Origin of the sequence: Bradyrhizobium sp. B124 (assembly GCF_038967635.1) — a bacterium.
Lineage (GTDB): Bacteria > Pseudomonadota > Alphaproteobacteria > Rhizobiales > Xanthobacteraceae > Bradyrhizobium.
Genome location: NZ_CP152413.1, coordinates 3489751 through 3508759, shown reverse-complemented (window position 1 = coordinate 3508759; position 19009 = coordinate 3489751). Strand labels below are relative to the sequence as shown.

The 19009-nt window shown below is 65.0% G+C and carries 15 protein-coding genes and 1 pseudogene; 10 read left to right on the top strand and 6 right to left on the bottom strand.

The features are described from left to right. Nucleotides 1-4: 4 nt before the first annotated feature. The gene (locus tag AAFG13_RS16830; RefSeq protein ID WP_342712691.1) at nucleotides 5-1315 is read right to left on the bottom strand and encodes an FAD-dependent oxidoreductase; all 1311 of its coding nucleotides are present in this window, start codon (nucleotides 1313-1315) and stop codon (nucleotides 5-7) included. 252 nt (nucleotides 1316-1567) lie between these two features. On the opposite strand from AAFG13_RS16830, the gene AAFG13_RS16825 reads away from it, so the two are divergent. The 8 genes and pseudogenes from AAFG13_RS16825 to AAFG13_RS16790 all read left to right on the top strand — a co-directional run bounded on the left by AAFG13_RS16825 (nucleotide 1568) and on the right by AAFG13_RS16790 (nucleotide 8771). Further along, nucleotides 1568-2203 carry a TetR/AcrR family transcriptional regulator gene (locus tag AAFG13_RS16825; protein ID WP_342712690.1) on the top strand — a complete coding sequence of 212 codons (636 nt, stop codon included), beginning with the start codon at nucleotides 1568-1570 and terminating at the stop codon, nucleotides 2201-2203. 40 nt (nucleotides 2204-2243) lie between these two features. Then, a complete protein-coding gene (locus tag AAFG13_RS16820; RefSeq protein WP_312011394.1) occupies nucleotides 2244-2966 on the top strand; it encodes an SDR family oxidoreductase in 723 nt (240 codons plus the stop codon). Nucleotides 2967-2975: 9 nt separating this feature from the next. Next, nucleotides 2976-3748, top strand: a pseudogene (locus tag AAFG13_RS16815) (crotonase/enoyl-CoA hydratase family protein). Nucleotides 3749-3750: 2 nt separating this feature from the next. Continuing rightward, complete coding sequence (locus tag AAFG13_RS16810; protein ID WP_342712689.1) at nucleotides 3751-4725, top strand: nitronate monooxygenase; 975 nt, start codon at nucleotides 3751-3753, stop codon at nucleotides 4723-4725. A 27-nt stretch (nucleotides 4726-4752) separates the two neighbouring features. Next, nucleotides 4753-5970, top strand: a complete 1218-nt coding sequence (locus tag AAFG13_RS16805; protein ID WP_342712688.1) for an ABC transporter substrate-binding protein — start codon at nucleotides 4753-4755, stop codon at nucleotides 5968-5970. A 165-nt stretch (nucleotides 5971-6135) separates the two neighbouring features. After that, nucleotides 6136-6624, top strand: a complete 489-nt coding sequence (locus AAFG13_RS16800; RefSeq protein ID WP_342712687.1) for a DUF417 family protein — start codon at nucleotides 6136-6138, stop codon at nucleotides 6622-6624. A gap of 532 nt (nucleotides 6625-7156) precedes the next feature. Next, nucleotides 7157-8287 (top strand): serine hydrolase, encoded by a 1131-nt coding sequence (locus AAFG13_RS16795; protein WP_212311559.1) that lies wholly within the window; start codon nucleotides 7157-7159, stop codon nucleotides 8285-8287. Nucleotides 8288-8438: 151 nt separating this feature from the next. Then, on the top strand, nucleotides 8439-8771 hold the full coding sequence (locus tag AAFG13_RS16790) for a hypothetical protein (protein WP_342712686.1): 333 nt from the start codon (nucleotides 8439-8441) through the stop codon (nucleotides 8769-8771). A gap of 7 nt (nucleotides 8772-8778) precedes the next feature. Here the strand turns inward: AAFG13_RS16790 and glgA are convergent, their stop codons facing one another. Both glgA and glgC read right to left on the bottom strand, forming a co-directional pair. Beyond that, on the bottom strand, nucleotides 8779-10233 hold the full coding sequence (glgA, locus tag AAFG13_RS16785) for a glycogen synthase GlgA (protein ID WP_342712685.1): 1455 nt from the start codon (nucleotides 10231-10233) through the stop codon (nucleotides 8779-8781). Then, nucleotides 10230-11492 carry a glucose-1-phosphate adenylyltransferase gene (gene glgC / locus AAFG13_RS16780; protein WP_173641338.1) on the bottom strand — a complete coding sequence of 421 codons (1263 nt, stop codon included), beginning with the start codon at nucleotides 11490-11492 and terminating at the stop codon, nucleotides 10230-10232. The genes glgA and glgC overlap by 4 nt, the downstream gene beginning before the upstream one ends. 246 nt (nucleotides 11493-11738) lie before the next feature. Between glgC and AAFG13_RS16775 the strand changes: the two genes are divergently transcribed. Next, entirely contained in the window at nucleotides 11739-12971 is a 1233-nt protein-coding gene (locus AAFG13_RS16775; protein WP_342712684.1) for a rhodanese-like domain-containing protein, read from the top strand. A gap of 354 nt (nucleotides 12972-13325) precedes the next feature. Next, entirely contained in the window at nucleotides 13326-14465 is a 1140-nt protein-coding gene (locus AAFG13_RS16770; protein ID WP_342712683.1) for an IS481 family transposase, read from the top strand. Nucleotides 14466-14723: 258 nt separating this feature from the next. On the opposite strand, the gene AAFG13_RS16765 is transcribed toward AAFG13_RS16770, so the two are convergent. The 3 genes from AAFG13_RS16765 to AAFG13_RS16755 all read right to left on the bottom strand — a co-directional run bounded on the left by AAFG13_RS16765 (nucleotide 14724) and on the right by AAFG13_RS16755 (nucleotide 19003). Then, nucleotides 14724-15728, bottom strand: a complete 1005-nt coding sequence (locus AAFG13_RS16765; protein WP_342712682.1) for a hypothetical protein — start codon at nucleotides 15726-15728, stop codon at nucleotides 14724-14726. A 494-nt stretch (nucleotides 15729-16222) separates the two neighbouring features. Next, nucleotides 16223-17452: a serine hydrolase domain-containing protein gene (locus AAFG13_RS16760; RefSeq protein ID WP_342712681.1), complete on the bottom strand. Its 1230-nt coding sequence runs from the start codon at nucleotides 17450-17452 to the stop codon at nucleotides 16223-16225. A gap of 174 nt (nucleotides 17453-17626) precedes the next feature. Beyond that, on the bottom strand, nucleotides 17627-19003 hold the full coding sequence (locus AAFG13_RS16755) for a PLP-dependent aminotransferase family protein (RefSeq protein ID WP_342712680.1): 1377 nt from the start codon (nucleotides 19001-19003) through the stop codon (nucleotides 17627-17629). Nucleotides 19004-19009 lie beyond the last annotated feature (6 nt).

Genomic DNA, 19009 nt, shown 5'->3' with positions numbered 1-19009 from the left:
GCGCTCAGACCCGGCCGGCCGATCGGCGCGGCCGCGCGGCGAAGATCGCATCGGTCACGATCCTGGCGGTCTCGGCACAAGCCTGGGTGCCGCCATTGCCGTATTGCTTCACGGCGTCGCCGACGCACCACAGGCCTTCGATGCCGGTCTCGCGCGGCAGGTCGTAACCGGCGCAGCTGCGTTGCGCCGGCCAGTCGTCGCGCATCACGCGGATCGAGAGGATTTTCGCCTGATCGAAATTGGCGAACTGCTCGCGAAGGTCTTCGAGCGCGAGCGCGACCTCGGCATCGGAGTCGAAATCGCCGAGCGCCGGCACCGGCACGGCGTAGGCGACGTAGAGGTGCCAGCCGGGCGGCGCGAGCTCGGGACAGGTGGCGGAGAGGTTCGCCATGTTGCAGAGCCGGCGCGTCTTGCCGAAGGTGATGATGCCGGGATGGTTGATCAGCGGCTCGCGGCTCGCGACGTTGATCACGATGTTGGCGGCGGGGCGAAGGTCGTTCTTCACCTTGGCGATGTAGTCCGCCGGGAAGGCCTCGCTACCGGCAAGCGCGACGGTGGCTTTCGGTCCGGCATTGCTGATCACGAGATCGGTGTCGATCCGCACCTTCTCGCCGTTCCGGAGCACGGTGACGCCTTCGACACGGCCGTCGGCGGTGTGGATCGTGGTCGCCGGCGTGCCGAGCCAGATGTCGCCATTGCGCCGGATCGCGCTGCCCAGGCTGTTCCAGACGCCGATCGTGCCCTGCGGGCAGAAGCCGAATTTCTTGAAGGCACCCTTGCTGGTGAAATAGGTGAGGAAGGCGCGGGCCGGCAGCTCGGCGGCGTTGCAGGCGAAGATCGCCGCGCAGAGGTTGCGAAACAGCGCGTGCACCGTCGTGTTGCTGGTGTAGCCCTTCAGCCAGTCCTCGGTCGATTGCCGCCCGTCGGGCAGGTTGCCGGAGCGGGCATCGGCGAATTTCTCCAGAATGCGCGAGGCTTGTTTCGTGAGCTGCCCGAGCAGCAGCGACCAGCCGCCGCGGCCGACATCGATCGCCTTGCCGTCGATGAAGAACGAGCTCGCAGGCTCCGGCGCGCGGATGTCGAGCGGCGCGCCGACGGCGTGGAAGGTTTCCTCGAACACACCGCCGAACTCGATCGCGATCGCGCCGATATTGACCTTGAAGCCGTCGATCTCCTCGGTCGAGGCGCGCCCGCCGAGCCGGTCCTTGTCGTCGACGACGAGCGTATGCAGCCCGCCATGCGCGAGCCGCGCCGCGGCGCACAGCCCGCCGGCGCCGGCTCCGATCACGACAGCATCGACCTTATGAGAATCCACGCGCAGCCTCCCTCGATGCCGCCGGATTGGTTCCGGCGTGCGCAATCCGCTTGCTTGATGGCAGGCACTCTAATATAATCCGACCGGTCGTTCAAATTATTTTTTGACGCAGGTCAAGGCCGGGACACGGGAAGTCGAAGAGTTCTGGTGGACGGTGCCCGCAAAGGGGAGGAGGGCGTGGAGCGGCAGTAGTATAGAGAGACGGGTGTCGTCCGATTCCGGCGGCGCCGATGGTGTACGAGAGAAACGGGTATGGCGCGGACGCGCTCAGAAAATTACGATGAGATCCAGCGGGGCATCCTCACTACCGCCTGCGGCCTGTTCGCGCGGCAGGGCTATATGCGCGCCTCGATCGCCGACCTTGCGGATGCCTGCAAGCTGTCGCGCGGCGCGCTGTATCATTATTTCGACTCGAAGGAAGCGATCCTGTTCGCGATCCTCGATGCCCATATCCGCGAGATGATCGCCGATGTCGAGGTCGCGATGGCCGGCAAGGCGGCGACGCTGGAGCAGTTCCGCGCCGCGATCCAGGCCATCGTCGCGCTGAATGCGCGCTCGAGCGACGAGCAGCGCGTGATCCTCAACGACCTCTCGTTCCTCGGTGAGACCGAGCAGGATGCGATCAAGGCGCTGGAACGCCAGCTCGTCGACACGGTCTCGGATCTCCTGGTCGAGCTCGACAAGGAAGGCAAGATCGTCAAGCGGACCAAGAAGATCTACAGCATGATGCTGTTCGGCATCCTGAACTTCAGCCACACCTGGTACGACCCGAAAGGCGGCGTCGATCCCGGCGAGTTCGCCGACATGGTGGTGGACCTGTTCCTGTACGGTTTCACCATGCCGGTGCCGGCCAAGGACGCCGCACGGCCGCTGCGCCAGCGCGCGTGAGCTGGAGCGTCTTCGAGCGGCGGCGTCACCGTTGCAGGATGTGCACGTAACAGACCGCGCCGACGCCGACGCGGCGGGCATCGTCGTCAATGACTACTTCCTCGATCGCGCCGAGCAGGTCGCGCGGGAAATCAATGCCGCCGGCGGCAAGGCAATCGCGGTGCAGGCCGACGTCACCGATCTCGCCTCGGTCAAGGCGATGGTCGGCAAGGCCGAGCAGGCCTTCGGTCCGGTCAATGTTCTCGTCAACAATGCCGGCAATGCCGGTGCGACCCCCGATCCCGATGCGCGCAAGCCGTTCTGGGAGACCGGCCCGGAGGTCTGGAACAGCTTCATCGGCGTCAATCTCTACGGCGTCATCAACTGCGCCTCGGCCTGCATCCCGCAGATGATCGAGCGCAAGGGCGGCCGCATCGTCACCATCATCTCGGATGCCGGCCGCGCCGGCGAGGCGGGCCTCGAGGTCTATTCGGGCGCGAAGGCGGGCGCCGCGGGCTTCACGCGCGCGGTCGCACGCTCGCTCGGCCGCCACAACATCACGGCGAACTGCGTGGCGATTGCCGCGACGCTAACGCCCGCGATCGAGGCGCGGCTGAAGGCCGATCCCGAGCGGCAGAAGAAGATGATGGAGAAATACGTCATTCGCCGCCCGGGCCTGCCGTCCGACGTCGCCAACATGGTGCTGTTCCTCGCCTCCGATGCGAGCGCGTGGATCACCGGCCAGACCTATCCGGTCAATGGCGGCTTTACCTTCGCATTGTGAGGCGTAGCGATGACCACTGAGAGCGAACAGGTCGTTCTGACCGAACGGCGCGGCCACATCCTCGTCGTCACGCTGAACCGTCCAGAAGCGCGCAACGCGTGCAACGCTGCGCTCGCGCGCGGCATCTGCGATGCGATGGATCTGCTCGACGCGGAAGATGCCCTGTTTGTCGGCGTCATCACCGGCGCGGGGGGCAACTTCTCGGCCGGCGCCGATCTCAAGGCGGTGGCGCGCGGCGAGCGCGGCGTGACCGAACGCGGCGGCTTCGGATTGTTTCGCCGTCCGCCGCGCAAGCCGCTGATCGCAGCCGTCGAGGGCTATGCCGTCGGCGGCGGGCTCGAGCTCTGCCTGTCCTGCGATCTCATCGTCGCCGCGCGGGACGCCAAGTTGGGTCTGCCGGAAGTCAGGCACAATGTCGTCGCCATCGGTGGCGGCCTGTTTCGGCTGCCGAAGCGGATTCCCTATCACGTCGCCATGGAGCTGGCGCGACCGGGCAGTTCAAGAGCGCGGAGGACTTCGAACGCCTCGGCCTCGTAAACCGGCTCGTCGAACCCGGACAGGCGCTCGAGGCGGCGGTTACCTTCGGCAACGAGCTCCTGGTCAACGGGCCGACCGCGCTCGCCGCGTCGAAGGAGATCATCTTCCAGGCCGCGAACTGGACCGATGAAGAGGGCTGGACCGCACAGGGGCCGATCGCGGAACGCGCGCTGAAGTCCGAGGATCGCACCGAGGGGCTGAAGGCATTCGCCGAGAAACGCAAGCCAGTGTGGAAGGGGCGTTGATCATGCAGGCCGCTGCGCGCCGGAGCGCGCTCCCCGCCGCGATCGCGGAACGGCTTCGTCTGCCACTGATCGCAGCTCCCATGCTGCGCGTCTCCGGCGTCGATCTCGTGACGGCGGTCTGCCGCTCCGGCGCGATCGGCGCGTTTCCAACCGCGAACGCCCGCTCGGTCGAGGAGCTCGATGCCTGGCTGCATCAGATCGAGCGTAATGTCGCCGATCTCGGCCGGCCGGCCGCGCCGCATTGTCCGAACCTCATCATCCGCCAACCGCGCTTCAAGGATGATCTCGCCTGTCTCGTCCGGCACAAGGTCGAGATGGTCATCACCAGCGTGGGGTCGTCGGCGGCGGCGGTCGCACCGCTGCATGATGTCGGTTGTCTCGTGCTCGCAGACATCGCCTCGCTGCGGCATGCCGAGAAGGCGATCGAGGCGGGCGCCGACGGTTTGATCCTGCTCACCGCCGGTGCCGGCGGGCAGACCGGCTGGGCCAATCCATTCGCTTTCGTGCGCGCGGTGCGCGCCATGTTCGACGGTCCGGTCGTGCTCGCGGGCGGCGTGACTGACGGCACCGCGCTCGCCGCGGCGCGGCTGCTCGGCTGCGATCTCGCCTATATGGGAACGCGCTTCATTGCAGCGCGCGAGAGCATGGCGAGCGATGCCTATCGGAGGATGCTGGTCGACAGCACGCTCGACGACATCATGCTGACGAAGGCCTTCACCGGCCTCGAGGCCAGCATGCTGCGGCCCTCGATCGTCGCCGCGGGTCTCGATCCGGCAAATCTCGACGAGTCCGTGTCGGAGGCGCGCGCGCGCGAAAAGTTCGGCGGAAAGGGCGACGCGGGAGGACCGCGGCGCTGGATCGAGGTCTGGAGTGCCGGTCATTCGGTCTCCGGCGTGCGTGCGGTGACGGGAGCGGCCGACATCGTCGACGAGATCGCCGCGCAATATCGCGCGGCATTCGAAAGAGGCGCCGCATAAGGCGTCCAAATCCAGTGGAGGAAACCGATGAAGACGATCAGCCGTCGAACGCTGCTCGGGACGGCAGCGGCTGGGCTCGCGGCATCCATTGGCGGTGCGGCATTTGCCGGCGCCTCCTATGATCCCGGTGCCAGCGATCAGGAAATCCGCATCGGGCAGTTCGGCCCGCTCAGCGGCCCGGTGTCGTCGTTCGGCGTGCTTGCGAACGCCATGGATGCCTATTTCCGCATGCTGAATGACGCCGGCGGCATCAACGGCCGCAAGATCAAGTTCATCAACTATGACGACGCCTACAGCCCGCCGAAATCGGTCGAAGCGGCGCGGCGCCTGGTCGAAGGCGACGAGGTGCTGTTCATCGCGGGCGCGATGGGAACGCCGGGCAACATCGCCGTGCAGAAATACATGAACGCGCGCAAGGTCCCGCAGCTGTTCCTTGCGGCGGCCGCCAGCAAGCTGTCGGACCCGGAGGCCAATCCATGGACCATGGTCGGCGGATCGACCTACGAGATCGAAGGAGGTGTCGTCGGCCGCTACATCGCCGCCACCATGCCCGATGCGAAGATCGGCCTGCTGTATCAGAACGACGATGCCGGCAAGGCAACGCTGGCAGGCCTGAAGACCGGTCTCGGCGCCAAGACCGCGCAGATCACGTCGGAGCTGAACTACTCGGTCGGCGATCCGACCATCGATTCCCAGATCGTCCAGATGAAATTGTCCGGCGCGGACGTGGTGTTCCTCATCACCATCCCGAAGATGGCGAGCCAGGCGCTGCGCAAGATGGCCGCGCTCGAATGGCGGCCGCAGATGTTTCTCGGTGCCGGCAATGCCTCGGTCCGCGCGACGCTCGAGCCCGCCGGCCTCGAGACCGCGCAGGGCATTCTCGCTTTCGCGACGCGACAGGACCCCGGCAATCCGCTCTGGGCCGACACGCCTGATATGAAGCAATACATGGCGTTCCTCGACCGCTACGTCCCGAACGCCGATCGCGCCGACGACCTCTACGCCATCGGCTACACCGCCGCGGCAACCGCCGCCCACGTCATCAGGCAATGTGGCGACCAGCTGACGCGGGCCGATATCCTGCACCAGGCGACCAACCTGAAGAGCTTCGCCGCGCCGCTGCTGATTCCCGGGATCACGCTCAAAACCACGCCGAGCGACTATGTGCCGATCAAGCAGTTTCAGCTGATGCAGTTCAAGGGCGAAGCCTACGAGAAGGTCGGCGGGTTGCTCACCGCGGCTTGAGGCTGCGGCCGTCCGCCGTCCCTGCCGATCACCTCATCCGCACATCCTTGTGAAGGCCGTGACGGCCTCTCGCGCGTAACGCGCGCGGGGCGCGCTGCGTAATCCTGCCACGAACGCCGCAACCGCGGCTGATGATGGCATCGCAGCAAGGGAAGAAACATCCGCATGAATTTGTCGTTCAACATCGCCGAACAAGGCGAGGGGCCTTATCGTCTGCTCGCGATCCTGCGCTGGGTCATGGTGGTGATCTTCGTGTCGTTCGGCATGCAGAAGTTCACGCTGCAATCGGCGCAAGGCATCGTGCAATTCATCAGCAACAGCCCGTTCGTCTCGTGGCTGTCGGTGTTCGGCGTTCGCGGCGAGGCCTATGTGCTCGGCGTCACCGAGTTCGGCATCGCCCTGCTGCTTGCCGCCGGCGCCTTCAGCCCGATCCTGTCCGCGATCGGCGCACTGATGGGCGTGATCACCTTTGCAGTGACCTGGTCGTTCTTCTTCACGACACCCGGGGTGGTGAAATGGAGCCTGTCGACCGACCCGATGGCCTGGAACCTGGCCGGCGAGTTCCTGTTCAAGGACATCGTGCTGCTGTGCGTCTGCCTGGTGCTGCTGCTGGCGTCGTTGCCGCGGTCGATCGTCCGGTCGCGGACCGGATAGGTGCGTGCGCCGCGCGTTTGATAGTTAAGCCATGTTTAACCACGGGATCGCGCGCGTCCTGCATCGGGAACAGGACAATCCGTCGCACGCAGCCGTGTCTTGCAAATCGAATCCCATGGGCCTACTCAACCCTTGATTGACGAATTGTTGCTAGTAAGAAACCGTCCCCCGGTTGGGAGCGGAATGTGACGAAGTCAGACATATCGGCGGCGAGCCCGGCAAGCGTCGGTATTGCCTCTCCGTCGCTGCACATTTCTCGTATTTTCAAGCGTCCGCATTTTTTTAGTTCCATTGCAGTTCCCGCGCCGTGGCTGGAGTGGGAGGGCGGTCGCGATCGTGGTTTCCGGGAGTGACCGCCGGAACAGCGATCGGGCCGCCCGTTCCCCAGTCGGAATGGGAAACGGTGCAAGACGCGCGATCGTGAATTCGGACGCGTGGGTTCCACCGCTAGGATCGCGATGTCGCCATTTCTCGATGGCTGAACAGGTCCGCCTGCGGGTCACATCGCAACATCGTCCCGAATTCGTTCTACATGAGACAATGGCTCTTCGTCCGGATCGCGGCCGTCCTGCTTGCCGTTGCCGCTAGCGTGCTGACGGCAGCGCGGGCTGATTCGGACATGGATGCGCAGATCAGGGACATCGTCACGACGGAACTGGCGCCGACCGCGACCGCAGCCGATCCGGGGGGCTTGGCCGCGGCGGTCTATGCCGGCGGCCGGGTCGCCTTCTTCAACTACGGCTTCGCCGACACTGCGGCAAAGCGGCCGGTCACCTCGGACACGCTGTTCAATCTCGCCTCGCTGCGCAAGCTGTTCGAGGCGACACTGGTCGCACTCGGCACCGCGCGCGGCGAATTGCGGCTGGACGATCCCGTCGGCAAGTATCTGCCCGAGTTGCGCGGCGACTATGTCAGCCGCGTCACGGTCGGCGAGCTCGTCAACCATACATCGGGGCTGCTGCTGCCGACCGATCATCCGCCATGGCCGAACGAGGCCTTCAGCCGCGATCAGTTCATCGCGATGCTCAATGCCTGGATGCCTCCCGAAGGCGTGCAGCCGGGCAAGCAGCGCATCTACAGCCATGCCGGCTATGTCCTGCTGCAGCTGGTGCTGGAGCAGCGCTATCGCATGCCGATCGCGACGTTGATCGAGAGTCGCATCCTCAAGCCGCTCGGCATGACCTCGACCTTTGTTCCGGATCGTGGCGAGGACAATCGTGCGGCGATGGCGCCGGAGATCATGCAGCGCATGGTCCAAGGCTACTCCCATGACGGCACGGCGATCGGTTCGCCCGGCAATCAGCAGAGCTACTACGATTTTCCCGGCACCGGCCAGATGTTCTCGTCGGCGCGTGATCTCGGCATGCTGCTGCGCGCCTGTCTCGACGGCGCGGTGATCGATCCCGAATTGCGCGCGGCATTGCAGGTGACCATGCGCGAGAGTTTTCGTGTCGATGCGACGTTCGGGCAGGCGATGGCGTGGGAACATGTGCGGCGGGACGGCGTCACCGTCATCGACAAGCCCGGCGGCCTCAACAATGCTTCGGCCTATATCGGCCTGGTGCCGGCGCGCCGGTTCGGCATCGTGCTGCTCGCCAATCGCGGCGACTACCCGCACGAGATCGCGCGCTACAGGATCCTGCCGGCACTCGCGCGACTTTGATCAAAACCAGGATACTTTAGCTATGCTGCGCGCCAATCCGATGACACGGCCTGCGCAGCCGGGCAGGGGATACATGCAAAATTCGTCATGGCGCGGAACCGTGATCGGCTATATAAACCGGTAGCTTCTTCTCCTGCTTGAAGAGGCTGATATGACTGATTTACCAAATTTTGTTTTGCACGCTCCTGATTTGCATACTTGGCTTTCGCAGCAACCCCACGGCCTGCGGACCTACCGAACGCTCCAGGAAAAACTCGAGACCTTGAGCCGGCATCAGCCCGAGCAGCGGGCGATGTGCCGGCTGCTGAGTGGTCTCGTCGGCAATTACATCGAGGCCTTCGATGAGGAGCCGCTGCCGGTCGCGGTCGCCGACCGCGCCTATGGCCGCCTGCTCGATCTCGTCGCAAGCCTCGATCTCAAGGGCAATCCCGACCGACGCCTCGCCGATATCAACCGCATCGCGTCCTACGACCTGTTGAATTGATCGCGCGTCATCCTCGCGCCGCGGCGAGTTCGCGGTAGAGCGCGGCGTAGCGGCCGGCGCGATTGTGCCAGGAGACATCGGTGGCCATGCCGGCCTGTTGCAGCCGGCGCCAGGTCACCTTGTCGTTGAACAGCAGGTTCGCTGTGCGCAAGCCGTGGGCGAGCGCCTCCGAGGTCACGGGTGCGAACTTGACGCCGGTTGCAGGACTTCCTGTGGCCGCGGCTTCGTCGAAGCCGAGCACGGTGTCGGCAAGGCCGCCGACATTGGCAACGATCGGGACCGCGCCGTAGCGCAGCGCGCAGAGCTGGGTGAGGCCGCACGGCTCGAACCGCGACGGCACCGCGAGCGCATCGGAGCCTGCCTGGATCAGATGCGCCAGCGCCTCGTCATAGCCGATCACGACGGCGATCCGTCCGGGGTTGTCGCGCGCCAGCGCGGCGTAGCGATCCTGCAGATCGCGATCGCCGCTGCCGAGCAGCGCGAGCTGAATGCCTTCGCCGAGCAATGTCGGAATGTTCTCCAGCAGCAGGTCGAGGCCCTTCTGCCATGACAGCCGGCTGATGACGCCGAGCAGCATCGCATCCGGTGCCGGCTCGAGCCCGAAGCGCTGCTGCAGCGCCGCCTTGTTGGCGGCGCGCTCCGCGATTTGCCCGGCGCTGAAGCGCGCCGCGATGTCGGGATCGGTGGCCGGATTCCACACGTCGATCTCGATGCCGTTGAGGATGCCGCTCAGCACGTCGGAGCGTTCGCGCAGCAGGCCGCCGAGCCCCATGCCGCCGTCGTCGCTCTGGATCTCCCGTGCATAGGTCGGCGACACCGTGGTGATGCGGTCGGCGAATTGCAGGCCGGCCTTCAACAGGCTGATGGTGCCGTAATATTCGACGCCGTGAAGCGAGTAGGCCTCGCCCGGAAGACCGAACGCAGCCAGCATGTCCGGCGAGAATTGCCCCTGATAGGCGAGGTTGTGCACGGTCATCACCGTGCCCGGCCGCGGTTGCCCACCATAATGCAGATAAGCCGGCGCGAGCCCGGCCTGCCAGTCATGCGCATGCACGATGTCGGGGACGAAGCCCTCGATCGCACCCCGGCCGATTTCGGCCGCCATCCGCGACAGCGCTGCGAAGCGGATGCCATTGTCGGGCCAGTCGCGTCCGTCGGGACCGACATAGGGATTGCCGGGGCGCGCATAGAGATGCGGCGCGTCGAGCGCATAGAGATCGAGGCCGTCATGGGTGCCGCCGAGCACGCGGATCGGCCCGCCGTAAAATTCTCCCCAGTTCAGCAACGTCTCCGCCGAGGCAAGCGCCTTGAGCACATCGGGATAGCCGGGCACCAGCGTCCGCGTCGTGACGCCGTACTGCTTCAGCGCCGCCGGCAGCGCGCCGACCACGTCGGCGAGGCCGCCGGTCTTGACGATCGGGTAGACTTCCGAAGCGACCGCGAGGACGCGGATGGGCGTCATGTCGGGAGCCTGTCGATCATCGGTTGCGTGATCAGCGTGATCCCGTTCTCGGTGGTGCGGAAGCGCTTGCCGTCGAACTCGGGATCCTCGCCGACCACCAGCCCTTCCGGAATCCGCACGCCGCGATCGATCACGACGTTTCTGAGCCGCGCGCCGCGGCCGACATTCACATAGGGCATGATCACCGCGTTCTCGACATTGGCGTAGGAATTGACGTGGACGCCGGTGAACAGCAGCGATCGGCGCAGCGCCGCGCCCGAGATGATGCAGGCGCCCGAGACCAGCGAGGTGACGGCCTGGCCGCGCCGTCCGTCCTCGTCGTGGACGAATTTGGCGGGCGGGGTGATCTCGGCATAGGTCCAGATCGGCCATGCGCGGTCGTAGAGATCGAGCTCCGGCACGACGTCGGTGAGATCGATGTTGGCGCCCCAATAGGCGTCGACGGTGCCGACATCGCGCCAGTAGGAGCGGGGATCGTCGCCGGAACGGACGCAGGAATCGTTGAACTGATGCGCCACCGCGCGGCCGTGCTTGACGATATAGGGAATGATGTCCCTGCCGAAATCATGGTTGGAATTCGGATCGGCGGCATCGCGGCGCAATTCATCGAACAGGAATTGCGAGTCGAACACGTAGATGCCCATGCTGGCGAGCGACTTGTCGGGCTTGCCGGGCATCGGCGGCGGATCGGCCGGCTTCTCCAGGAACGACTGGATCAGGCCGTTGTCGTCGACATGCATGATGCCGAAGCCGCTGGATTCGGTGCGCGGCATCTCGAGGCAGCCGACCGTGACGTCGGCGCCGCTCTCGACATGCTGCTTCAGCATCACCTCGTAGTCCATCTTGTAGATATGGTCTCCGGCGAGCACCAGGATGTATTTGGTGCCGTGCGCCTCGAGGATGTCGATGTTCTGATACACGGCGTCCGCCGTGCCGAGATACCAGTTGGTCTCGGAGACGCGCTGGCTTGCGGGCAGGATGTCAAAACTCTCGTTTCGTTCCGGGCGGAAGAAGTTCCAGCCGCCTTGCAGGTGTCGGATCAGGCTGTGCGCCTTGTACTGGGTCGCCACCGCGATGCGGCGGATGCCCGAGTTCACGGCGTTGGAGAGTGCGAAATCGATGATGCGGGACTTGCCGCCGAAATACACCGCCGGCTTGGCGCGCCTGTCGGTGAGCTCCTGAAGTCTGCTGCCGCGTCCGCCGGCCAGCACATAGGCGAGGGCGTGACGCGACAATGGTTCATTTCCGACTGATCTCATGGTCATCCTCCCAGAACTCCAGCCGTCGCCCCGCTACCTTCTCTTGTCCGGAAGGCCTGATCGGCGCCACGGGGCCGATTGGAACGTTAGCAAGCGCGCCCCGGTTGGGCAAAGCAGGATGGCGGATTTTCGTTCCCCGAATCCCGGCCTCCGAAGATCGGGGTTGCGGGCTGGTTAAGGCTATTGACGGCGCGCGATTTCGGCCTAGAGCAGGCCTGCGCATTTCCTGCCCAAGGCCGGCATCCCATGACCATTTCTTCCGTCACACCCCAGACCATCCGTGCAACGCTGTTGCTGCGCCAGGAAATCGCGCTGCTCGACGTCAGGCATGAGGCGGAATTCGCCACCGGCCATCCGCTGTTTGCCGCCAACATGGCCGCCGGCCGGATCGCGCTCGAAGCCGAGCTGCGACTGCCGCGCAAGGATGTGCCGATCGTTCTCTATGACAATGGCGAGGGACTGGTCGCCGCCGCGACCGGCGCGTTGCAGGCGCTGGGCTACAGCAACGTCGCGGCGCTCGCAGTCGGCTTGCAGGGCTGGAAGGCGGCCGGCTACGAGGTGTTCGAGGACGTCAATTCCTACGCCAAGGCCTTCGGCGAGCTGGTCGAGTCGCGCAGGCACACGCCCTCGCTGAGCGCCGACGAGGTCGCCGCGCTGATATCGGACAAGGCCAACATTGCGATCCTCGATGTTCGTCGTTTCGACGAATACGCCACCATGAATATCCCGGGCTCGGTCAGCGTGCCCGGCGCGGAGCTGGTGCTGCGCGCAGGGCGCGCGGCGCCCGATCCCGACACCACCATCATTGTCAACTGCGCCGGCCGCACCCGCTCGATCATTGGCACGCAGTCCCTGATCAATGCCGGACTGCCGAACAAGGTGCGGGCGCTGCGCAACGGCACGATCGGCTGGACGCTCGCGAAACACGATCTCGAACACGGCTCCGGCAAGCGCGGCGACGTCGGGCCGTTCGAAGGTGCCGCCGACAATGCCCGCGACGTCGCCTATCGCGCCGGCGTCCGCCGCATCGGCGCGGCTGAACTCGCGGCGCTGAAAAACGACGCACACCGCACGCTGTATCGCTTCGACGTCCGCGACGCCGAGGAATACGCCGCCGGTCATCTGGCCGGCTTCCGCCACTATGCAGGCGGCCAGCTGGTGCAGGAAATCGATATGGCCGCGCCGGTGCGCGGCGCCCGCATCGTGCTGACCGACGACAAGAGCATCCGCGCCGACATGACGGCGTCCTGGCTCGCGCAGATGGGCTGGGAGGTCTCTGTACTGGAGGGTGGCTATGACGGCGCGCTGGAAGTCGGGCCGCCGCGCGTTGTGCCGAAGCCGGATCCCGCGCACCGCTACCGGCGTCCCTATGAAGGGACCGGCGTCGCAGAGCAGGCGATGCAGGCCTATCTCGATTGGGAGTACGGCCTGGTCGACCAGCTGCGCCGTGACGGCACGCATGGGTTTTATGTGATCTAGCGGATGACATGGTGCGACCGCATCGGTGCCGAGTTGCTGGGGCACGCCGCCAAAATATCGAAAACAACCCCATGCAAAGTAGCCGGTGGCTGCCGGCGGACACGCCAACTTGACTCGTCGGGCAAATCAGCGGTATTCTTCCATTATTCCGAAATTGTGTAGACGCCCCTCTGCTTGCGCAGTGTCATCACCCGCGCATGCGGGTGATCCAGTATTCCAGAGGCGCCGGCGCTTGAGCCGAGAAGCCGCGGCGTACTGGATCGCCCGGTCAAGTGTGCGGACCGGGGACATGGGTAACACCGTTCGGAGACATGGGTAACACATCGACGGCATGGAATGGCTTGGGAGGCCGACATGCCGTGGCGCGAGGTGTCACTCATGGACCAGAGGAAAGAGTTCGTTCGATTGTTCCAGCAGCCGGATGTGAACCGGCGGGAGCTGTGCCGTCGTTTCCAGATCAGTCCGAAGACGGCTTACAAGTGGCTGGCAAGGGCGACCGCCGCAGAGGCTACGGAGAAGGATTGGGCCCGGGATCGGCCCCGGCGACCGCATGCCTCTCCGGCGCGAAGTTCGACGGCGATCGAAACGGCCGTCTTGGAGGTTCGAGATGCGCATCCCGCATGGGGGGCTCGCAAGATCCGCCATCGCCTTCAGGACCGGAAGAAAAGCCTCCCCTCGGCCTCGACGATCCACGTGATTCTGGCTCGGCATGAGCGCGTTCCACCGCCTGCCCAGCCGGCGCAATACATCCGCTTCGAGCATCCGGCTCCCAACGACGTCTGGCAGATGGACTTCAAGGGTCGCTTCCCCTTGGGCGACCGGCAGATGTGCCATCCGCTCACCATGGTCGATGATCATTCCCGTTACGCCCTGTGCTTGCAGGCCTGCACCAACGAGCAGAGTGAGACGGTCCAGCAGCATCTCGAGCAGACCTTTCGCCGCTACGGCTTGCCAAATGCGTTCCTGGTCGACAACGGCGTGCCCTGGGGCACCTGCTCCGAGGTCCGATGGACCAAACTCCGGGTCTGGCTGCTCAAGCTTGGCGTCGACGTCATCTATGCCCGTCCCTATCATCCTCAGACCAAGGGCAAGAACGAGCGCTTCCATCGCACGCTGAAGACCGAAGTCCTGTCCATGACAACGTTCAGAACCACGCGCGATCTGCAAAAGGCATTCGACCGCTGGCGGCACGTCTACAACACCGAGCGACCGCACCAATCACTGGACTACGATGTGCCCGCGAAACGGTATCGGCCAAGCCTTCGTTCGTTGCCGAACAAGTTGCCTGAGCCCGAATACGAGGAAGGGGCAATCGTGCGGAGGGCCAGCCAGCTCAAGGCCAATCTCCGCTTCGGCAAGCGGCGCTGGCGCGTTCCCGAAGCCTTCCGAGGCGAACTCCTGGCCATCAGGCCACTCGCCACGGACGGAACCTTCGGTGTCTACTTCGGAGCCAACCAGATCGCATCCATCGACCTACGGACCGATTCAAAATGAACCCGTTACCCATGTCTCCGAACGGTGTTACCCATGTCCCCGGTCCGCACATCAAGCCGGGCGATGACAGCGGTGGACGAGGATATCGCCTCACATCCTCTCAGGATGACGGCTTGTTTCGCGGCTAGACTGTAGACCCTCATGGTGAGGAGCCGGATCGCATCTATCGATGCGATCCGACCTAGGAGCGAGCTTCGCTCGTCTTGACCGCGCTAGCGGGAGTGGTGCACCGAGTTTGCCGTGAGACTCAGCCCGCCGCTACTTCGGCAGCGCCACCGGCGTCAGCTTGAACGGGCCGGGGTCCTTGCCCTTGTTGTCGCCGATCACATAGGACAGCTTGCCTTCGGCGACCCAGCCGACATCGCCGACCTGCGTCACCGAGACCGGCTCGGCCAGACCATCCTTGATGGTGTCGATGGTTGCCTCGCTCCCCTTCACCGTGACCTTGTCGAGCTTCCCGTTGCCCTCGATCAGCAGGAAGCCGCCGCCATGGGCGCGCAGCGCGTCGGCATGGTCGAGCGGCCGCGACGGCTTCAGCTCCGTCACGGCGCCCGCCTTGCCGTCCTTCATCTCGATCTTGAACAGCTTGGCCGGAATGAAGGTCGTAACATAGAGGTTGCCGTCGGCGCCGATCGCGATGCCGTCGAGCCCGACACCGTCCTTGGCCGGCGCGAGTTGCGGATCGGTCGCGAAGGTCGCCAGCGCCGTGCCGCCGGGCTTCAGGCTGTAGACGAACGGCGCGAAGGAATCGCTGACATAGGCGGTGCCGTCGGCGCCGACCACGATGTCGTTGCAGAACGATTTCGGGTCGCTCAGGGCAAAGCTGCCCTTCGGCGCGCCGCTCTTGAGATCGAAGGTCTTCAGCCAAGCGCCTTTGGCGTCGCTCGGCCCCGCGACGCCCATCGCGCTGATGTCGTTGGAGCAGACATAGAGCGTCCCGCTCTTCTCGTCGGCGAGCACGCCCAAGGTCGAGCGGCTGTCCGCAGCACCCGGCTTGACCAGTTGCTCGGCCTTGCCGCCCGAGATCTTGGTCACGCCGCCATGGTTGAAGCTGCCGACGTAAAGCGTCCCGTCGGAGGTCGAGGTCACGCTCTCCGGAAAACTCTTGTCGGGAACTCCGACCGGAGCGGTTTCGGCGCGGGCGATGCCGGCTGTGCCGAGCGCAAGGATGATGACTGCCGTGCTCAGAAGCGATGCGCGGCGGGTCTTGAGCAGTTCTCCCGTTGCGCGCGGATGTGCCGCGTCGCCGTTCTTCTTTATCATGATCGCGTTTCCTCAATGAACCTGGTTGGACCAGGCAGGAATTGTGAGGCGATCGTCTCCGGTCGATGGTTGTTGTCTGCAGGGTTCCCGACCGGATTGTTCACCCGCCTGCCTCGTCGCCTCGATATATACGATAGTATATAGCGCAAGGAAAGCTGCAGAGAGGGAAGCAGCGAGCGCCGGAGGGCGCGTCATGGAACGGGAATTGGCGGCGTGCCACCAATGCGTGTGCTGCGCTGGCGTCATCGATGGGCTCGCCGACGATGGTGCAATCGGATTCGAACCACGGATCGGGCTGTTTGCGGATGAGTGTGCGTTCGTCTGCAACGAATGCACCGCGAGCCCTGCAACAAACTCAATGTCGTCCCTGCGAAAGCAGGGACCCATAACCACTGATGCTGATTATCTTGCGTTGCTGGAACGACGAGTCCCGGTCACAACATCCGCTGCGGAGTATGGTCCCTGCTTTCGCAGGGACGACAGTGGTGCGGCGCTCAGTCCGGGCTGAACGCGTCGTAGACCAGCTTCCGGAACGCCGGCGTGATGCGCTGGCGTTCGTTCTGGGTCTGCTCGAGCATGATGTAGATCATGTCGAGTTTCGGATCGACGCCGAAATAGGTGCCGCTGCCGCTGTCCCATTTCAGTTCGCCGATCGAGCCGGGCGGCGGCGGCTTGGCGATGCCGGGATCGGTGCGCACGGCGATGCCGTAGCCGTAACCGAAGCCGTCGCCCGGAAAGTACCAATAGTCGCGGCCGACGCCGGAGCCCGGCCCGATATGGTCCGTCGTCATGGTCTTGAAGGCTAAGGGGCTAAGATAGCGTTTGCCGTCGAGCTCGCCGCCGTTGAGCAGCATCTGCGCGAAGCGCGCATAATCGAGGATGGTCGACACCAGGCCGCCGCCGCCGGATTCCCACTCCGGATGCGCGCGCCGGTCGTTCTCGCCCGCGATCAGGATCGTGTCCGAGGGCAGCGGCTCGGCCAGCCGCGTCCGTTCGGTTTCCGCATCGAGCACGTATCTTGTGTCGTTCATCTTCAGGGGATCGAAGATGCGCTCCTTCTCGAACTGATAGAGCGTCTTGCCCGCGACGATCTCGATCACCCGGCCGAGCACGTCGGTGGAATGACCATAGCGCCACATCGTGCCCGGCTGCCGCGACAACGGTAGCTTGGCGAGCCGCGCGACGAATTCCTTGTTGTCGAACTTGCCATCGAACAGATGTCCTGCGCGATAGAGCTTTTGGATCCAGTCGGCGCCGATATATTCGTAGGTGATGCCCGAGGTATGCCGCATCAGGTCCTCGATGGTGACCGGGCGGATCGGCGGCACCAGCTCGAGCTTGCCGAGATCGTTTCCGCCATCCGGCTCGATGCCGACCTTCACGTCGGCGAACGCCGGTATGTATTTCGACAGCGGGTCCTGCGGCGCCAGCTTTCCTTCGTCGACCAGCATCATCGCGGCGGTGTTGGTGATCGGCTTGGTCATCGAATGCAGCGCGAACATCGTGTCCGGCCGCATCGGCGACCTGGTCGTGACGTCGCGATAGCCGAAAGTCTTCAGATAGACCGGTTTGCCGTGCTGCTGGATCAGGATGGCGGCGCCTGGAATTTTTCCTGTCGCAACCTCGTTGTCGAAGAACGCGGTGATGCGTTCGAGCTTCTCCGGCGACGGGGCAGGGGCATCGGAGGCGCGCACGGCACTTGATGTGACAAATGCAAGACACAAGATCGCGGTCACAGCCTCACGAAGCGTCCGCACGGCAGTGTGGAATGCTCGATCGTATCCGCCTGACATTGAAAGCCGCCCCTGCCTGATGCCCTGGACGCCGCGGTTTTAGCGCAGGCGCCCCCGCACCATAATCATTTTCGGGCGAGTTTATTCCCTAACGATAGTTGAAATTCATACAATTTGCGTGGCGCCGACCGGCGTGCGCACGGCGTTCGACAGCACCTGCAGCGCCTGGCTCAGTTCGGCGCGATTGCGCGCGGCGCCGAGCGAGACGCGCAAGCCGCGCGGCGCGGCATCGCCTGCCGCAAAGGCGTCTTCGCCGACCACGGCGAGGCCATTGCGCATCAGGTGCGACAGCAGGTCGGTGCCGTCGAAATGTTTCGGCAGCGGCATCCAGAGATGGTGGCTCGCCGGCCGCGCCGCATAGGTGACGCCCTTGAGGAAGCGGGCCGCGAGCTGCTGGCGCGCCGCCGCCTCGTTGCGGATGGCGCGGATGATGTCGGCGGCGACGCCGGAGCGCAGCCATTGCGTGACCAGCGCGACCATCAGCGATGGCGGCATCTGCATGGTGGCCTGCATGCCGGCGCGCATCCGCTGCTCGGCGCTCGCATCGGGCGCCAGCAGATAGGCGACGCGCAAGGCCGGCGCGATGCATTTGGCGATGCTCGCGGCGAGGTAGGTGCGTTCGGGAATCAGCGTGGCGATCGGTGCCACCTGCGGCTCGAGCGGGCCGTAGACGTCGTCCTCGATCAGGACGCAGCCGCGCTTCCTGATGATCTCGGCGATCGCCTTGCGTCTGATGGCGCTCATCGTCGCCGTAGTCGGATTCTGCTGCGTCGGCACCAGATACACCGCCTTCGGCTTGTGCTTGCGGCAGGCTTCGTCGAGCGCGTCGGGTCTGGCGCCTTCAGCGTCCATCGCAACGCCGACCAGGCGGACATCGAGCCGCGCCGCCGCGGCCTTGATGCCGGGAAACGTCAACGCCTCGGTCAGCACGACATCGCCCGGCGAAGTCAGTGCCAGCAGCGCGTTGAAGATGATCGCCTGTGATCCCGGATAGATCACGATCCGGTCGGCCGATGCGTTCGGCACACGCGGCTGCAGCCACGCGGCGCCGGCGTCGCGCTCGTCAGCGGTGCCGCCGGGGCGCGCATAGCCGAGATAGGCGGAGAACCCGGCTTCGGAGCGGATGGTCGCCAACCCCTGCGCGATGCGCAGGTCGAGATTGGCCTCGACCGGCTGCGGCGGCAGGTTCATCGACAGGTCGATGTTGACCGGCGCGGGCAGGTCGGACGCCGCGCGCGCGGTGGTCTCCGAGACGAAGGTGCCCTGGCCGACGCGGGCGTCGAGCAGTCCGCGCCGCCGCGCCTCGCCATAGGCGCGCGTCACCGTGGTGAGATCGATATCGAGCGCCGACGCCAGCGCGCGGTGGGTCGGCAGCCGCTGACCGCGCACCAGCCGGCCGCTCGCGATATCGGCGGCGAGCGCATCGACGATGCGCAGGAACATCGGGCCGTGCCATTCCGAAACTGTAGGGATCCAATCCATGCAATT

Excerpts from the sequence above, each read along its gene's own strand:
- AAFG13_RS16805 (WP_342712688.1), top strand. The coding sequence starts at position 4,753 with ATGAAGACGATCAGCCGTCGAACGCTGCTCGGGACGGCAGCGGCTGGG.
- AAFG13_RS16795 (WP_212311559.1), top strand. The coding sequence starts at position 7,157 with ATGAGACAATGGCTCTTCGTCCGGATCGCGGCCGTCCTGCTTGCCGTT.
- AAFG13_RS16765 (WP_342712682.1), bottom strand. The coding sequence starts at position 15,728 with ATGATAAAGAAGAACGGCGACGCGGCACATCCGCGCGCAACGGGAGAA.
- AAFG13_RS16755 (WP_342712680.1), bottom strand. The coding sequence starts at position 19,003 with ATGGATTGGATCCCTACAGTTTCGGAATGGCACGGCCCGATGTTCCTG.
- AAFG13_RS16825 (WP_342712690.1), top strand. The coding sequence starts at position 1,568 with ATGGCGCGGACGCGCTCAGAAAATTACGATGAGATCCAGCGGGGCATC.
- glgC (WP_173641338.1), bottom strand. The coding sequence starts at position 11,492 with ATGAGATCAGTCGGAAATGAACCATTGTCGCGTCACGCCCTCGCCTAT.
- AAFG13_RS16800 (WP_342712687.1), top strand. The coding sequence starts at position 6,136 with ATGAATTTGTCGTTCAACATCGCCGAACAAGGCGAGGGGCCTTATCGT.
- AAFG13_RS16770 (WP_342712683.1), top strand. The coding sequence starts at position 13,326 with ATGCCGTGGCGCGAGGTGTCACTCATGGACCAGAGGAAAGAGTTCGTT.
- AAFG13_RS16810 (WP_342712689.1), top strand. The coding sequence starts at position 3,751 with ATGCAGGCCGCTGCGCGCCGGAGCGCGCTCCCCGCCGCGATCGCGGAA.
- AAFG13_RS16790 (WP_342712686.1), top strand. The coding sequence starts at position 8,439 with ATGACTGATTTACCAAATTTTGTTTTGCACGCTCCTGATTTGCATACT.
- AAFG13_RS16775 (WP_342712684.1), top strand. The coding sequence starts at position 11,739 with ATGACCATTTCTTCCGTCACACCCCAGACCATCCGTGCAACGCTGTTG.
- glgA (WP_342712685.1), bottom strand. The coding sequence starts at position 10,233 with ATGACGCCCATCCGCGTCCTCGCGGTCGCTTCGGAAGTCTACCCGATC.